We start from the raw sequence: 15907 nt of genomic DNA on the forward strand, positions 1-15907 counted from the left end.
ACCGGTTAGCGGCGCGGGATGCCCAGGACATCAGCCTCCCGCGTCTCGCCCGACAGCAACTGTCGGGTCTCGCCGTCCCAGTAAACCCGTCCATCAACAATTACCACGCTGCGCGGCGCGATCTGTTGCGCATCTTCCAGACTGTGCGACACCATCAGCAGCGTGATGCTGCGGGCTTCGCACACCGAGCGCACCAGCTGCAGCATTTCGCTGCGCAGCGCCGGATCCAGCGCCGAAAAGGGCTCATCCAGCAGCAGCACCGGGCGATCGCGCAGCAGACAGCGTGCCAACGCCACCCGCTGACGCTGGCCCCCCGACAATTCGCCCGGCAGTCGCGCCAGCAGATCGCCTAATCCCACCTGTTCGGCTAGCGCAGCAAGCTGCTGGCGCTGCTCCGCGTTGAGCTTCAATCCCGGGTGCAAGCCCAGCGCCATGTTCTGCTGCACGCTGAGGTGCGGAAACAGATTGTTCTCCTGAAACAGCATCGATACCGGCCGTCTGGCTGGCACGCTGTGGCTATGATCCTGACCATCAATCATCAGCGTGCCCTGGCGGATCGGCAGAAAACCGGCGATCAGGCTGAGTAGCGTACTTTTTCCGGCACCGCTTGGCCCGAGGATCGCCAGCCGCTCGCCACGTTCGGCGTGCAGGCTGAAGCGCATCGGCAGATGCTGATAAAGGTAAGTAAGGTTATTCAGTGTCAGCATGGCGGCCCGGTAATTTTTCCATCAGGGTGAACAGCAACAAACAGAGCAGCAGCAGCAGCAGGGCGGTCACTGCACCGTCGGCACCGCGATAGGCACCGATCTGTTGATAAAGGTAGAACGGCAGGGTGCGGAAGTCGGCATTGCCAAACAGCGCCACCACGCCAAAATCACCGATCGACAGCACGCAGGCAAACGCCAGCGCCTGTGCCAGCGGACGTTTCAGCGCACGCAGTTCTATCAACCGCAGCCGGTTCCAGCCGTGGATATCCAGTGAATCGCATAGCCTGCCGTAGCGCTCGGCGACGTCACGCATCGGGTTTTCCAGCACTTTCAGCGCATAGGGAATGGCGATCAGCGCATTAGTGAAGATCACCAGCCCGTCTGCCGACGCCGGCAGGCCAACGGTGGCGTTAAACAGCAGAAAGAAGCCGGTCGCCAGCACGATGCCGGGCATCGCCAGAATTAGCATGCCGCTGGTGTCGATCAGCTGTGCGGCGAGCGGGCGCTGACGCAGACGCAATTCGCGACTGCTCCACAGCAGCATCAGCGTCAGTATCACGCACAGCAGGCCGGCACCGACCGCGATGCGCAATGAGGTCAGGGTCGCCTGCCACAACGCTGGCTGGGCCAGTGCGCCGCGCAGTCCGCCGTGCAAGCCATCCACCACTACCGCCGCCAGCGGCGGCAGCAGCAGCAGTAACGCCAGCAGAATCAGCAACCCATCCGTTAGCCGGGCCAGACGCGAATCCTGCGGATCGCGCCAGCCGTGCAGCTGGCTGGTGCCGGCGGGTATCGCTTTACTGAATCGCTGGCTGAGCAGCACCAGCGTCAGGCAACAGCTGAGCTGAATCAGCGCCAGCAATGCGGCGCGACCGGGATCGTAGTCGTAGCTGAGTGCCTGAAAGATCGCCAGTTCAATGGTGGTGGCCTGGGGGCCGCCGCCCAGCGACAGCACGGTGGCGAAGCTGGCGAAGCAGAGCATAAAGATGAGCGCGCCGGTCGGCAGCAGCTGACGACGCAACCACGGCCATTCCAGCAGGCGAAAGTGGTGCCAGCCGCGCAGATCAAGCTGTGCGGCCAGCTGACGCTGCTCCGCCGGTATGCTCTCCAGCGCCTGTAGCATCAGGCGCGTAGCTAGCGGCAGGTTAAAAAAGACATGCGCCAGCAAAATGCCCTGCAATCCATAGGGCGAGAAGTGATAGTCGATGCCCAACCACTGACACAACTGTGCCAGCCAGCCGACGCGGCCATAAACCGTCAGCAGGCCGAACACCGCCACCAGCACCGGCAGCACCAGCGTCATGGCGCACAGACGCAGCAACAGCTGACGGCCGGGAAAGCGGCGGCGATAGAGGGCGCGCGCCAGCGGCACCGCAGGCAGCAGCGACAGCAGGGCGGAGAGCAGCGCCTGACCAAAGGAGAACGCCACAACGTGTTGCAGGTACTCATCCAGCAGCACGCTACGCCAGTCGGTGACCGGCGCGGCATTCCACAGTGAGATAAAGGCGAACAGCGCCACGCTGATTAACAGCAGCGTGGCGAGCGAACCGGGGATCAGCCAGCGCGGCATTAGCGGCTGACGGCGCGTTGCCACTGACTAATCCAGCCAGAGCGCTGGCTGGCTACCTCTTCCGGCGAATAGTGCAGCGCGGTGGCGGGCACCTGCAGCGTGGCGAAGCCAGCAGGCAGGGTGGTATCGATCACCGGATACATCCAGTTGCCGGTCGGGATGGTGTTCTGGAACGCCGGCGAGACCATAAACTGCATGAACTGCTGCGCCAGTTTCGGCTGTTTACTGCTGGCTAACTGCGCAGCAACCTCGACCTGCAGATAGTGGCCTTCGGCAAACGGTGCGGCGGCGTAGTTCTCTTTTTTCTCTTCGATAATGTGATAGGCCGGCGAGGTGGTATAGCTCAGCACCAGATCGCCTTCGCCTTTCAGGAACAGACCGTAGGCTTCACTCCAGCCCTTGGTTACCGTCACGGTTTTCTGCGCCAGCTTTTGCCATGCCTGCGGGGCCCGATCGCCATAGACTTTCTGCATCCACAGCAGCAGACCTAATCCCGGGGTACTGGTACGCGGATCTTCATAGATGACCCGCCATTTTTCCGGGCTCTCTACCAGCTCTTTCAGGCTTTTCGGCGGATTTTTCAGGCGGGTTTTGTCATAGACGAAGGCGAAATAGCCATAATCAAACGGAACAAAGGTGCTGTCGTGCCAGCCGCCCGGCAGCGTCAGCTGCGCGGTATCGACCTTGCTGGCGGCAAACAGACCGGTTTTTTGCGCCGCCTGCACCAGATTGTTATCCAGTCCCAGCACCACATCCGCTTTGCTGTTTTTGCCTTCCATTCGCACGCGATTCAGCAGCGACACGCCATCTTCCAGCGTGACAAATTTCAGTTCGCAATCGCACTGGGCTTCAAAGGCTTTTTTGACCGCCGGACCGGGGCCCCAGTCAGCGGAGAAGGAGTCGTAGGTGTAAACCGTCAGAACCGGTTTGGCAGCCAGTACCGGGGTGGAAAGTAACAGCAGCAGTGGCAGAACTTTGTTAAACACTTTGCGCTCCTTCAGGAGAATAGGGGATGAGTCGCAAAGGATCTGAGCAGCAGGTCTCTCAAATCCCTACGTCGGTATTAACCGAATCAGGTTCGACGGGTCTCTCTCAGCCGTTTGCGGTCAGCAGGCGGCACCCCGTTGAGAACGTCACATTCTAGTCATTTCAGCGTCAGCGCGAAAGCGTTACAGCGCGGGCGGCGCAAACCAGGCAGATTTAAAATCGAACCAGCCGAGGGTATTCATCCGCACGCCGCGCATGCTGCGCTGACCTTCAAGCAGCAGCCAGTGATGGAACAGCGGATGCAGACCGGCCTCTTCCACTAACCGCTTGCTCCATTCGGCCAGCGGCAGCGTTTTTTCACGCCAGCGGGCGGCATCAGCGTGCCAGTCGATCGGCAGGCAGTGATGCAGCAGCGGGACCTCATACAGCTGGGCGAACAGCGACCAGGCCAATGGCAGTGTGAAGTTCACGCTGCCGAGCCAGATGTCGCTGTCGGCGTCGCCCTGATGCCAGCATTCGTAACTGACCTCGCGCGTCTCCAGCGTGACGCCGTGCTGCGCCAGCAGCGGACGTAACGCATTAGCGATCCCTTCGTGCTCAACGTGCTGGCTGTACCAGGTGAGCGTCAGATGAGTCAGGCCGGGCGGCTTTTCGACCGGGGCCAGATCGCGGCGGTGATGCCAGCGCGGCAACAGACCATACGCCGGAAACCAGTAGCGCTGATAGCCGACGCCGGCGTGGTTGAGCAGGGCGATAGGATTAAACAGATAGCTGACCCAGCGCCGTATCGCCTCGTCACGGCCTTTTTCCGAACGCTGATCGAACAACAAATAGTAGCAGCCTTCTTCCAGCCGGCTCTCTTCCTGGATCTCATCCGCGCCGTCGCCCTGCAGGCGCACGCCCGCGTAGACCAGCTCATCGCTGATATCCGGCAATACCCAGATAGAGACGTCATCAATCAGCGCGCGAAAGCCAAAGTAATCATCAAAGGCTTCTATCTTCAGCTGACTTTCCTGATTACGGATCACGCTGTAAGGACCGGTGCCGATCGGCTGGCGGGCAAAGTCAGGCTGCGTGGGCCATTCGCGTGGCAGGATCATCGCGCTGACGCTGGCCAGCAACCAGGGTAACCAGTCGTCGGGCTGGCTTAAGGTGATATCCAGCGTCCACGGAGCGGGCGAGTCGAGCTGTTGAATATGGGAAAACAGCGGCTGCTGACGCTGACGTTCCAGCGTGGCGATAACATCGGCCATCTCCAGTTCGCGGCCATGATGAAAGCGAATCGCCGGACGCAGAAAGAAGCGCCAGTGGAGCGGGGAAGTCTGCTGCCAGTGGTGGGCAATATCGGCCTCAATTTCCCCGTTTTCCTCATTTATGCGCGTCAGGCCATTAAAAATCTGACGGGCAATATGGGTTTCGGAGCGGCGCAGGGCGGAGCCCGGCAGCAGATTCAGCAGCGGGCGGTAGTAAAGCACCCGCAGAATGTGTTTTCCCTGACGGAAACTGCGGCCAAGGTGAGCACCAATCATCTGCCTGACCTGATTCTTATCGCCGACCAGCTGCACCAGCTGATCGATGCGATCCTGATCCAGCAGATCCTCAGCGCGCTGCTGCTGTAGCGCCAGTCCGGTGTAGCAGAAGGTGAGTTGTGAGCGCTTACCGCGTCCGGCTTCGGCCTGCCAGATTAACCAGCCAGCCGCCTGCATCCGGTTGAGTAAGTTGCGCATATGACGGCGTGAACAGTGTAGCAGGTCAGCCAGTTCACTCAGGGTGATCTCCTGCGTCTGACCCTGGCAGCTTTGCCACAGGCGTATGAACTGCTGCTTCAGGCGAGATGAGGACATAAAAGGGGAACTCCCGGTGAAAAGCGCTCTGTTTTTCTTGCCTCATTTTAAGGGCAAACTTTGCTCTATGGGAAGAGCGGGAGGCATTCAGCTATGAATGGCGTTCGACCCTCATGCCGCTGTTCAGCGGGATGCTTTTCTGAGTAGGGTGCAATTACACCGCCAGCAGATGATCTCTGCTGGCTTTTTTCATGCCGCACGGTATCGTCTACGCTTCTTCTCTTCCCCTGTTCATCCTGTAAGGGATTTCGGTATGAAATCGCTGTTAACGCGGCAGCGCCGCATCAATCCGGTTTACCTCGCTTTTATGGTCGCCTCGTTCATGCTCGGTGTGGCGGGCGCATTGCAGGCACCGACCCTCAGCCTGTTTCTGACCCGTGAGGTGCAGGCCCGCCCATTCTGGGTCGGGCTTTTTTTCACTATCAATGCGGTGGCCGGTATTGTGGTAAGCATGCTGGTGGCAAAGCGATCGGACAGCGTCGGCGATCGCCGCAACATCATTCTGTTCTGCTGCCTGATGGCGCTGGTCAATGCGCTGCTGTTTGCCTTTACCCGTCATTATCTGACGCTGATTACCCTCGGGGTGCTGTTGTCTGCCTTAGCCAGCGTGTCGATGCCGCAGCTGTTCGCGCTGGCGCGTGAATATGCTGACCAGTCGGCGCGGGAAGCGGTGATGTTCAGTTCGGTGATGCGTGCGCAGCTGTCGCTGGCGTGGGTGATCGGACCGCCGCTGTCGTTCGCCCTGGCGCTGAACTACGGTTTCGTGACGCTGTTTATGGTGGCGGCGGCGCTGTTCCTGATCTGCATCGTACTGGTGTGGTTTACCCTGCCGTCGGTGCCGCGTGCTGAGCCGCTGCTGCAAAGCGGTGGTCTGCCGTTAAGCGGCTGGCGTGACCGGGATGTGCGGCTGCTGTTTCTGGCCTCGGTGACCATGTGGACCTGCAACACCATGTACATCATCGACATGCCGCTCTACATCAGTACCACGCTGGGATTGCCGGAAAAGCTGGCCGGTTTGCTGATGGGGACCGCGGCCGGGCTGGAGATTCCGGTGATGCTGCTGGCCGGGCATTACGCCCGCAGGCTGGGCAAGCGGCGGCTGATGCTGCTGGCGGTGGCGGCAGGGGTGCTGTTTTATCTCGGGCTGGTGCTGTTCAACTCGCGCACCTCACTGATGGTTCTACAGCTGTTTAATGCGGTGTTTGTCGGGATTATCGCTGGCATCGGAATGTTGTGGTTCCAGGATTTAATGCCGGGGCGGCCAGGTGCCGCGACAACGATGTTCACCAACTCGATCTCGACCGGCATGATTCTGGCTGGGGTTATTCAGGGAACGTTAAGTGAGCGGCTGGGACATGAAGCAGTCTACTGGCTGGCATTTGTGCTGGCGATAGCGGCTTTTATTATGTCAGCGCGGGTACGCAACGTATAAAGAAGAAGGGCGACAGGATGCCGCCCTCATTGTGCTGATAAACCCAAATCCGGGTGAACCGGACCGCAGCTGACAAGCTCTATTCGCAGAGAACACCGGCAAAGGAGGAAGGCGCGGGACGAGCGGTCAGGGATGGTTTACGCGACTTTCCGATCTGACCGTGTTCCCTTCGCAGGCTCGGTCTAACCACTGGGGCAGAGCAGAGGTTGTCAGTAACAGCAGGGCGACCCGATGTCGCCCTGCTTTGACTCAATCAGCGCAGGAAGGCGGGCTGGTTCTGCTCATATTGCGAGATCGACGCTTCGTGTTGCAGCGTCAGGCCAATACTGTCGAGGCCGTTAATCATGCAGTGGCGGCGGAAGCTGTCGAGTTCGAACGGATAGACTTTATCACCCGCAGTGACCGTCTGAGCTTCCAGATCGACCGTAAAGCGAATGCCGGGTTGCGCCGCCACCAGTTTAAACATCTCATCCACTTCCTGTTCGCTTAATTTCACCGGCAACAGCTGGTTATTGAAGCTGTTGCCGTAAAAAATGTCCGCGAAGCTCGGCGCAATCACCACGTGGAAACCGAAATCGGTCAGCGCCCAGGGCGCATGCTCACGTGATGAGCCGCAGCCGAAGTTTTCACGCGCCAGCAGGATGCTGGCGCCTTTGAACTCGGGCTTGTTGAGCACAAAACCGGGCGTCGGTACGGTGCCGGCATCATCTTCAAAACGCCAGTCGTGGAACAGGTGCTGGCCGAAACCGGTGCGGGTTACTTTCTGCAAAAACTGCTTAGGAATAATGGCATCGGTATCGACGTTAGCCGCATCCAGTGGCGCAACAATACCGGTGTGCTGGGTGAATTTATTCGCCATCGGTTAAGCTCCTGTCGTCAGTTGACGGATATCGGCAAAATGGCCGGAAACGGCGGCGGCGGCGGCCATCGCCGGGCTGACTAAATGGGTCCGGCCACCGCGGCCCTGACGACCTTCAAAATTACGGTTGCTGGTTGAGGCGCAACGCTCGCCTGGATTCAGACGGTCATTATTCATCGCCAGACACATTGAACAGCCGGGCAGACGCCATTCAAAGCCAGCGTCGAGGAAGATTTTATCCAGACCTTCGGCTTCAGCCTGAGCTTTGACCGGACCGGAACCTGGCACCACCATGGCAATCACGCCAGGCGCGACTTTGCGGCCTTTGGCGATGGCGGCGGCAGCGCGCAGATCCTCAATGCGTGAGTTGGTGCAGGAGCCGATAAACACCTTATCAATCGCCACATCGGTCAGTTTAATGCCCGGCTGCAGGTTCATGTAGGCCAGCGCTTTCTCCGCCGAGGCGCGTTCGACCGGATCGGCGAACGAGGCGGGATTCGGGATCACCTGATCGACGGCAATCACCTGACCCGGATTGGTACCCCAGGTGACCTGAGGAGCGATCTCTTCTGCGTGCAGAGTGACGACTGCATCAAATTTCGCGCCTTCATCTGACTTCAGGGTACGCCAGTAGGCCACAGCCTGTTCCCATTTCTCACCCTTTGGCGAGAACTGACGGCCTTTCAGGTAGTTGAATGTGGTCTCATCCGGCGCGACCAGGCCCGCTTTGGCACCCATCTCAATCGCCATATTGCACAGGGTCATACGGCCTTCCATGCTCAGCGCTTCAATCGCCGGACCGCAGAACTCCACTACGTGACCGGTACCGCCCGCGCTGCCGGTTTTGCCGATGATCGCCAGCACGATATCTTTGGCGGTGATGCCGGTCGCGGCTTCGCCCAGCACTTCAATCTTCATGGTTTTCGCCCGACCCTGTTTCAGCGTCTGGGTGGCAAACACATGCTCGACTTCTGAGGTGCCGATACCAAAGGCCAGCGAGCCAAACGCGCCGTGTGTGGCGGTGTGCGAGTCGCCGCAGACGATGGTCATGCCCGGCAGGGTCATACCCTGCTCAGGACCGATAACGTGAACGATGCCCTGGAACGGGTGATTCAGGTCATACAGCTGGACGCCAAACTCGGCGCAGTTTTTCATCAGCTCCTGCATCTGAATACGCGCCATCTCACCCGATGCGTTGATATCTTTGGTCTGGGTTGAGACGTTGTGATCCATGGTGGCGAAGGTTTTTTCAGGCTGACGGACTTTACGTCCGTGCGCGCGCAGGCCATCAAACGCCTGTGGCGAGGTCACTTCATGGATCAGATGACGATCGATGTAGAGTAATGGCGTTTCATCTGGCGCTTCGTGGACGACATGTGCATCAAATAACTTCTGGTATAAGGTTTTCATTATTTTATTTTTCCTCGGCGATAAAGCGGGCAATGATGCTGCCCATCTCATCGGTGCTGACCGCAGGGCCGTCGCCGGCTAAATCTTTGGTGCGGTAGCCCTCTTCCAGCGCCCGGCTGATGGCGCGCTCAATGCTGTCGGCGGCGTCATCGGCATTCAGGCTGTAACGTAACAGCAACGCCAGTGACAGGATCTGCGCCACCGGGTTGGCGATGTTCTGGCCCGCAATGTCTGGCGCAGAGCCACCGGCCGGTTCAAACAGACCAAAACCCTCTTCATTCAGGCTGGCGGAAGGCAGCATGCCCATTGAGCCAGTGATCATGGCGCACTCATCAGAGAGAATGTCACCGAACAGGTTAGAGCAGAGCAGCACGTCAAACTGCGACGGGTCTTTGATCAGCTGCATGGTGGCATTGTCGATATACATGTGGCTCAGCTGTACATCCGGATAATCTTTAGCAACCTCGTTGACGATCTCGCGCCACATTACCGAGGTCTGCAACACGTTGGCTTTATCGATTGAGGTCACTTTATGACGACGTTTGCGCGCCGACTCAAACGCGATGCGGGCGATGCGTTCGATTTCGAAACGGTGGTAAACCTCGGTATCGAATGCCCGCTCGTGCGGACCGCTGCCTTCGCGGCCTTTCGGCTGGCCGAAGTAGATGCCGCCAGTCAGTTCACGTACGCACAGAATGTCGAAGCCGCGGGCGGCGATGTCGCTGCGCAGCGGGCAAAAAGCTTCCAGTCCACTGTAGAGTGCTGCCGGACGCAGATTGCTGAACAGACGGAAGTGTTTACGCAACGGCAACAGCGCACCACGTTCAGGCTGAGATGCTGGCGGTAAGTGTTCCCACTTTGGCCCGCCAACCGAACCGAACAGAATAGCATCGGCCTGCTCACAGCCTGCCACGGTAGCTGGCGGTAACGGCTCGCCGTGTTGATCGATGGCGATGCCTCCAACCGCGTATTCGCTGGTAGTGATGCGCATGTCGAAGCGTTGACGAATCGCATCTAACACCTTCATTGCCTGCGCCATCACTTCCGGGCCGATACCGTCACCCGATAAAACTGCAATATGGGAAGAGCTGGACATAGTTATACCGTTTCCTTCTGATCTTTAAATTTGCGCTGCAATTCTTGTTCAACCTGTCTGGCACGCCAGATGTTATTCAGGGCGTTAACCATCGCTTTGGCAGAAGATTCGACGATATCGGTCGCCAGACCGACGCCGTGGAATTTACGGTTGTTGTAGCTCACCACGATATCCACCTGACCCAGCGCATTTTCGCCGTGGCCCTTCGCGGTCAGTTTGTAGTTAACCAGTTCTGCATCCAGCTGGGTGATGCGATTGATCGCCTGATAAACGGCGTCAACCGGACCATTGCCGGTGGCGGCATCTGATTTGGTGCTCTCGCCGCAGCCCAGATTGACCGAGGCCGTGGCGGTAATGCTCGAACCGGTCTGGACGTTGAATTCGTTCAGCTGGAAATATTCCGGCTCTTCATTCTGTTTATTGATGAAGGCCAGCGCTTCCAGGTCGTAATCAAATACCTGACCTTTTTTATCGGCCAGCTTCAGGAAGGCGTCGTACAGGGTATCCAGATTGTAATCGTGCTCTGCATAGCCCATCTCTTCCATACGGTGTTTAACCGCGGCGCGGCCAGAACGAGAGGTCAGGTTGAGCTGGATTTTGTGCAGGCCAATCGATTCAGGGGTCAGGATTTCATAGTTCTCGCGGTTCTTCAGCACGCCATCCTGGTGAATACCAGAGGAGTGGGCAAAGGCGTTTGAGCCGACCACTGCTTTGTTAGCCGGGATCGGCATATTACAGATCTGACTGACCATCTGGCTGGTGCGGTAGATTTCCTGATGATTGATATTGGTGTGGACATTCATGATCTGCTGGCGGGTTTTGATCGCCATGATCACCTCTTCCAGCGCACAGTTACCGGCACGTTCACCCAATCCATTCAGCGTGCCTTCAACCTGGCGGGCGCCCGCCTGAACCGCAGCCAGCGCATTACCGGTCGCCATGCCCAGGTCATCATGGGTATGCACTGACAGAATCGCTTTATCGATGTTCGGTACGCGCTGAATCAACTGGCTGATGATGTGGGCATATTCACCCGGCAGGGTATAGCCGACGGTATCCGGGATGTTAATGGTACGGGCACCGGCATTAATTGCCGCTTCAACCATCCGGCACAGATCGTCAATCGGGGTACGGCCACCGTCTTCACAGGAAAACTCAACGTCGTCGGTGTAGTTACGGGCGCGTTTCACCATCTTCACTGCACGCTCAATGACCTCGGGCAGCGTGCTGCGCAGTTTGGTGGCGATGTGCATCGGTGAGGTGGCGATAAAGGTATGAATACGGAAGGCGTCGGCAACGCGCAGTGACTCGTAGGCGGCGTCGATATCTTTTTCTACACAGCGCGCCAGGCCGCAAACCCGGCTGTTTTTGATGGTCCGCGCAATGGTTTGTACAGATTCAAAATCACCGGGTGAGGAAACCGGAAAACCGACTTCCATCACGTCTACGCCCATGCGCTCCAGCGCTAACGCAATCTGCAATTTTTCTTTCACACTCAGGCTGGCCTGTAATGCCTGTTCACCGTCGCGCAGAGTGGTATCGAAAATAATGACTTGCTGGCTCATCGTATTCATCCTTATGCATTTCTTGCCTTGCAACGAGCATAAAAAAACCCGCGACAGGCGCGGGTTTTTAACTTTCAGCAGGTTTGAATCAGTGTTTGATTCCGCCCACAAGTCTACCGCGCAAACTGAATGCGTTTAGTAGTAGACCGAGTAGGCGAGAAGAACGAAACATGGATTCAAACCTCATAAAATTGTGTGCTGCACATATTGGTACTGGAATCCCGGTGGGATGTCAACCTTCAATGAAGGGCTATTTATGCGGCTAAATAAGGAAAATATTCTGTCAGATATCGGCCAGCCAGCGTATTGAACAACTGCGCACGCGGCGCGGGTTAAAACAGACGATCGGTGGCGGCTGGCTGTGGCTTTGTATTTTATTAATTCACTGAAATTAAAGGGTTTTATAATTTATCTTTCAGTCGGAGTAACCGGATTTATTTTCGCTGCTTCAGCATAATCGTATGAACTTTAATGATTTTAAGGTTAATTACGCCAGAAAAGAAATGCCACAGCAAATTGTGGGCTGCGGTAAGCGGCAATAACTTTTCGCTATTTCTTAGATCACGCTGAAAATAATTTCATCGCCAGCATTTTCCTCTGCGGTTATGCGACGTGATTAGTGTATTCCGCGTAGCCCTTTCTTATCGCGCAGAGCCTTTACGTTGGCGCGGTTTAATTTGCGCGAGTTTGCGGTTTGCCTGCCAGGTTAACTGCGGTTATGGTAATCGTCCTACTCTCAAAACAATGAACTCAACAGATTTCTCTGTATCCGCAGGGCGGAACGCGTTTCCGCCATGCGGGCATAAACATAAGGTTTTGATCTTACATTGGCAAAGCAGGTGCCTGGATGACGTAACGCACCACGCGCGTTAACGCAGCCTGGCCCTCACGCCTGGAGGCAGAAGATGGAGATGTTGTCAGGAGCCGAAATGGTCGTCCGTTCGTTAATCGATCAGGGCGTTAAGCAGGTATTCGGTTATCCGGGTGGCGCGGTGTTGGATATTTACGACGCGCTGCAAACGGTCGGGGGAATCGACCACGTTCTGGTGCGCCATGAACAGGGCGCGGTGCACATGGCCGATGGCCTGGCGCGCGCGACCGGCGAAGTCGGCGTGGTGCTGGTGACGTCCGGACCCGGCGCCACCAATGCGATTACCGGTATCGCCACGGCCTATATGGATTCAATCCCGCTGGTGATTCTGTCGGGGCAGGTGCCTTCGTCGCTGATCGGCTATGACGCCTTTCAGGAGTGCGACATGGTCGGCATCTCCCGTCCGGTGGTGAAACACAGTTTCCTGGTGAAAAACACCGAAGAGATCCCGACCGTGCTGAAAAAGGCGTTCTGGCTGGCGTCGAGCGGACGTCCGGGGCCGGTGGTGATCGATCTGCCAAAAGACATTCTTAATCCGGCCAATAAACTGCCTTATCACTGGCCGGAAGAAGTGAGCATGCGCTCTTACAATCCAACGATTCAGGGGCACAAAGGGCAGATCAAACGTGCATTGAATACGCTGCTGGCAGCCCATAAGCCAGTGATCTACGTCGGTGGCGGCGCGATCACCTCAGGCTGTGAGGCGGAACTGCTGCAGCTGGCGGAGAGCCTGAACATCCCGGTCACCACCTCGCTGATGGGGCTGGGCGCGTTTCCTGGTACTCACCGTCAATGCGTCGGCATGCTGGGGATGCACGGCACCTACGAAGCCAATATGACCATGCACAATGCCGACCTGATTTTCGGCGTTGGGGTTCGCTTTGATGATCGTACCACTAACAACCTGGCAAAATATTGCCCGGATGCCACGGTGATGCACATTGATATCGATCCCACCTCCATCTCAAAAACGGTGGCGGCCGATATCCCGATCGTTGGCGATGCCCGCCAGGTGCTGCAGCAGATGCTGGAGCTACTGGCCCAGACTGACAGCAAACAGCCGCTCGACAGCCTGCGTGACTGGTGGCAATCGATTGAAAGCTGGCGCAGCCGTCAGTGCCTGGAATTTGATCGTACCAGCGCAAAAATTAAGCCGCAGGCGGTTATTGAAACCATCTGCCGCCTGACCAAAGGCGACGCTTATGTCACCTCTGACGTCGGTCAGCATCAGATGTTTGCGGCGCTGTACTACCAGTTTGATAAGCCGCGTCGCTGGATCAACTCCGGCGGTCTCGGCACCATGGGCTTTGGCCTGCCTGCCGCGCTCGGCGTGAAAATGGCGTTGCCGGATGAAACCGTTATTTGTGTCACCGGCGACGGCAGTATCCAGATGAACATTCAGGAGCTGTCGACCGCGCTGCAGTACAATCTGCCGGTGCTGGTGCTGAACCTTAACAACCGTTTCCTCGGCATGGTGAAACAGTGGCAGGACATGATCTATTCCGGCCGCCACTCCCAGTCTTATATGGAATCGCTGCCTGATTTTGTCCGTCTGGCAGAAGCCTATGGGCATGTCGGAATCGCCATTGAGCATCCGGCGGAGCTGGAAGAGAAGCTGACGCTGGCGCTGGAAACACTGGCGCAGGGACGGCTGGTATTTGTGGATGTCACCGTCGACGGCAGTGAGCACGTTTATCCGATGCAGATTCGCGGTGGCAGCATGGATGAGATGTGGTTAAGCAAAACGGAGAGGACATAACTATGCGTCGCATTTTATCGGTTCTGCTGGAGAACGAATCCGGCGCATTATCCCGCGTGGTCGGCCTGTTCTCACAGCGTGGCTATAACATCGAAAGCCTGACCGTTGCGCCAACGGACGATCCGACGCTATCGCGAATGACGATACAGACCGTCGGCGATCAGAAGGTGCTGGAGCAGATCGAGAAGCAGCTGCACAAGCTGGTTGATGTGCTGCGCGTGACCGAACTGGGGCAGGGCGCGTACGTTGAGCGTGAAATTATGCTGGTGAAAATTCAGGCCAGCGGCTACGGCCGGGAAGAGGTGAAGCGCAATGCGGAAATCTTCCGGGGCCAGATTATTGATGTGACCCCGACGCTGTATACGGTTCAGCTTGCCGGCACCAGCGACAAACTGGACGCATTCCTGAATACCGTGCGCGATGTGGCGGAGATTGTCGAAGTGGCACGCTCCGGAATCGTCGGGGTGTCGCGTGGCGATCGCATCATGCGTTAATCACCTTGCGTAATCACTCAGGATGACTCTAACCCGGCGAAATGCCGGGTTTTTTTATTTTTTATGCGCCAGACCAGTTACATTCAGAAAAGCGGTTGCTCCGCGCACTTTTCTGCTGTTAGATGATAACCATGAGTTGTCCATAGCTTAACTGCGGCTATTTTAGTCGTGCGAACGGCTTTGATTGAGGGTTATCGTGAAACTGGATGAAATTGCGCGTCTGGCGGGCGTGTCGCGTACCACGGCCAGTTATGTGATTAATGGCAAAGCGCGGCAGTATCGTGTCAGCGACAAAACCGTTGAGAAAGTGATGGCGGTGGTGCGTGAGCACAATTACCACCCGAATGCAGTGGCGGCCGGACTGCGCGCCGGGCGCACCCGTTCCATTGGCTTAGTCATTCCCGATCTGGAAAATACCAGCTATACCCGCATCGCGAATTATCTTGAGCGTCAGGCACGGCAGCGGGGTTATCAGTTGCTGATCGCCTGTTCAGAAGATCAGCCGGATAATGAGATGCGCTGCATTGAGCATCTGCTGCAACGGCAGGTTGATGCGATCATCGTTTCTACTTCATTACCGCCAGAGCATCCTTTTTATCAGCGCTGGATCAACGATCCTCTGCCCATCATCGCCTTAGACCGCGCCCTCGATCGCGAGCACTTCACCAGCGTGGTGGGTGCCGATCAGGATGATGCCTATACGCTGGCCGCCGAATTACGTCAGCTCGAGGTTAAAAATGTGCTGTTTCTCGGCGCGCTACCCGAACTGTCGGTCAGTTTCCTGCGTGAGATGGGCTTCCGCGACGCGTGGAAAGAGGATAGTCGTCCAATCGACTACATCTACTGCAACAGTTTTGAGCGTACCGCTGCTGCGGCGCTGTTCGAAAAGTACCTTGAAGATCATCCGATGCCTGAGGCGCTGTTCACCACGTCGTTTGGCCTGCTACAGGGCGTGATGGATGTGACGCTGAAACGTGACGGACGGCTCCCGACCGAGCTGGCTATCGCGACCTTTGGCGACCACGAATTACTGGACTTTCTTGAGTGTCCGGTGCTGGCGGTGGGTCAGCGCCATCGTGACGTGGCGGAGCGGGTACTGGAATTAGTTTTAGCCTCCTTAGACGAACCGAGAAAACCGAAACCGGGGTTAACCCGCATCCGGCGTAATTTATACCGTCGCGGACAATTAAGCCGAAAAGTTAAATGAGTGACGGGCAGTATTAAGCTGCCCGCCTGTTTTAAATTGTGGCCTTTGGCGGTTCTGATAGCGGGAGGAGGTAAAAAAGCGTAAATTCTGCTCACTGAATCTAACA

General features: G+C 57.1%; 13 protein-coding genes and 1 riboswitch. Of the genes, 4 read left to right on the top strand and 9 right to left on the bottom strand.

Annotation, left to right across the window (positions count from 1 at the left end):
- Window positions 1–5: 5 nt before the first annotated feature.
- From thiQ to sgrR, 4 genes are all read right to left on the bottom strand, one after another.
- On the bottom strand, window positions 6–707 hold the full coding sequence (gene thiQ / locus AABB92_RS15450) for a thiamine ABC transporter ATP-binding protein ThiQ (RefSeq protein ID WP_031375991.1): 702 nt from the start codon (window positions 705–707) through the stop codon (window positions 6–8).
- Complete coding sequence (gene thiP, locus AABB92_RS15455) at window positions 691–2301, bottom strand: thiamine/thiamine pyrophosphate ABC transporter permease ThiP (protein WP_031375990.1); 1611 nt, start codon at window positions 2299–2301, stop codon at window positions 691–693. Before thiP ends, thiQ begins: the two co-directional genes overlap by 17 nt.
- Window positions 2277–3263, bottom strand: coding sequence for a thiamine ABC transporter substrate binding subunit (thiB, locus tag AABB92_RS15460; RefSeq protein WP_046289185.1), 987 nt, complete (start codon window positions 3261–3263; stop codon window positions 2277–2279). Before thiB ends, thiP begins: the two co-directional genes overlap by 25 nt.
- A gap of 45 nt (window positions 3264–3308) precedes the next feature.
- Window positions 3309–3411, bottom strand: a riboswitch (TPP riboswitch).
- Window positions 3412–3446: 35 nt separating this feature from the next.
- Complete coding sequence (gene sgrR / locus AABB92_RS15465; protein WP_046289186.1) at window positions 3447–5108, bottom strand: HTH-type transcriptional regulator SgrR; 1662 nt, start codon at window positions 5106–5108, stop codon at window positions 3447–3449.
- A gap of 253 nt (window positions 5109–5361) precedes the next feature.
- Between sgrR and AABB92_RS15470 the strand changes: the two genes are divergently transcribed.
- Window positions 5362–6540, top strand: a complete 1179-nt coding sequence (locus AABB92_RS15470; protein ID WP_031375989.1) for an MFS transporter — start codon at window positions 5362–5364, stop codon at window positions 6538–6540.
- A gap of 253 nt (window positions 6541–6793) precedes the next feature.
- Here AABB92_RS15470 and leuD read toward each other — a convergent pair whose 3' ends face one another.
- The 5 genes from leuD to leuL form a co-directional block, all read right to left on the bottom strand.
- Window positions 6794–7399 carry a 3-isopropylmalate dehydratase small subunit gene (gene leuD / locus AABB92_RS15475; protein ID WP_031375988.1) on the bottom strand — a complete coding sequence of 202 codons (606 nt, stop codon included), beginning with the start codon at window positions 7397–7399 and terminating at the stop codon, window positions 6794–6796.
- Window positions 7400–7402: 3 nt separating this feature from the next.
- Window positions 7403–8809, bottom strand: coding sequence for a 3-isopropylmalate dehydratase large subunit (gene leuC, locus AABB92_RS15480; RefSeq protein WP_031375987.1), 1407 nt, complete (start codon window positions 8807–8809; stop codon window positions 7403–7405).
- A gap of 4 nt (window positions 8810–8813) precedes the next feature.
- Window positions 8814–9905 carry a 3-isopropylmalate dehydrogenase gene (gene leuB, locus AABB92_RS15485; protein WP_046289187.1) on the bottom strand — a complete coding sequence of 364 codons (1092 nt, stop codon included), beginning with the start codon at window positions 9903–9905 and terminating at the stop codon, window positions 8814–8816.
- A gap of 2 nt (window positions 9906–9907) precedes the next feature.
- The gene (gene leuA, locus AABB92_RS15490; RefSeq protein WP_046289188.1) at window positions 9908–11470 is read right to left on the bottom strand and encodes a 2-isopropylmalate synthase; all 1563 of its coding nucleotides are present in this window, start codon (window positions 11468–11470) and stop codon (window positions 9908–9910) included.
- Window positions 11471–11558: 88 nt separating this feature from the next.
- The gene (leuL, locus tag AABB92_RS23480; protein WP_193387671.1) at window positions 11559–11657 is read right to left on the bottom strand and encodes a leu operon leader peptide; all 99 of its coding nucleotides are present in this window, start codon (window positions 11655–11657) and stop codon (window positions 11559–11561) included.
- 718 nt (window positions 11658–12375) lie between these two features.
- Between leuL and ilvI the strand changes: the two genes are divergently transcribed.
- From ilvI to cra, 3 genes are all read left to right on the top strand, one after another.
- Window positions 12376–14100: an acetolactate synthase 3 large subunit gene (ilvI, locus tag AABB92_RS15495; RefSeq protein WP_031375986.1), complete on the top strand. Its 1725-nt coding sequence runs from the start codon at window positions 12376–12378 to the stop codon at window positions 14098–14100.
- Between the two features lie 2 nt (window positions 14101–14102).
- Window positions 14103–14594 carry an acetolactate synthase small subunit gene (gene ilvN, locus AABB92_RS15500; protein WP_010253849.1) on the top strand — a complete coding sequence of 164 codons (492 nt, stop codon included), beginning with the start codon at window positions 14103–14105 and terminating at the stop codon, window positions 14592–14594.
- Between the two features lie 196 nt (window positions 14595–14790).
- Window positions 14791–15801: a catabolite repressor/activator gene (cra, locus tag AABB92_RS15505; RefSeq protein WP_031375985.1), complete on the top strand. Its 1011-nt coding sequence runs from the start codon at window positions 14791–14793 to the stop codon at window positions 15799–15801.
- The last annotated feature ends 106 nt before the right edge of the window (window positions 15802–15907 follow it).

The organism is Pantoea brenneri, assembly GCF_038594305.1.
GTDB classification, from domain to species: Bacteria; Pseudomonadota; Gammaproteobacteria; order Enterobacterales; family Enterobacteriaceae; genus Pantoea; species Pantoea brenneri.

Coding starts and splice junctions, on each gene's coding strand:
- thiQ (WP_031375991.1), bottom strand. CDS start 707: ATGCTGACACTGAATAACCTTACTTACCTTTATCAGCATCTGCCGATG.
- sgrR (WP_046289186.1), bottom strand. CDS start 5,108: ATGTCCTCATCTCGCCTGAAGCAGCAGTTCATACGCCTGTGGCAAAGC.
- AABB92_RS15470 (WP_031375989.1), top strand. CDS start 5,362: ATGAAATCGCTGTTAACGCGGCAGCGCCGCATCAATCCGGTTTACCTC.
- leuD (WP_031375988.1), bottom strand. CDS start 7,399: ATGGCGAATAAATTCACCCAGCACACCGGTATTGTTGCGCCACTGGAT.
- leuC (WP_031375987.1), bottom strand. CDS start 8,809: ATGAAAACCTTATACCAGAAGTTATTTGATGCACATGTCGTCCACGAA.
- leuB (WP_046289187.1), bottom strand. CDS start 9,905: ATGTCCAGCTCTTCCCATATTGCAGTTTTATCGGGTGACGGTATCGGC.
- leuA (WP_046289188.1), bottom strand. CDS start 11,470: ATGAGCCAGCAAGTCATTATTTTCGATACCACTCTGCGCGACGGTGAA.
- leuL (WP_193387671.1), bottom strand. CDS start 11,657: ATGAGGTTTGAATCCATGTTTCGTTCTTCTCGCCTACTCGGTCTACTA.
- ilvI (WP_031375986.1), top strand. CDS start 12,376: ATGGAGATGTTGTCAGGAGCCGAAATGGTCGTCCGTTCGTTAATCGAT.
- ilvN (WP_010253849.1), top strand. CDS start 14,103: ATGCGTCGCATTTTATCGGTTCTGCTGGAGAACGAATCCGGCGCATTA.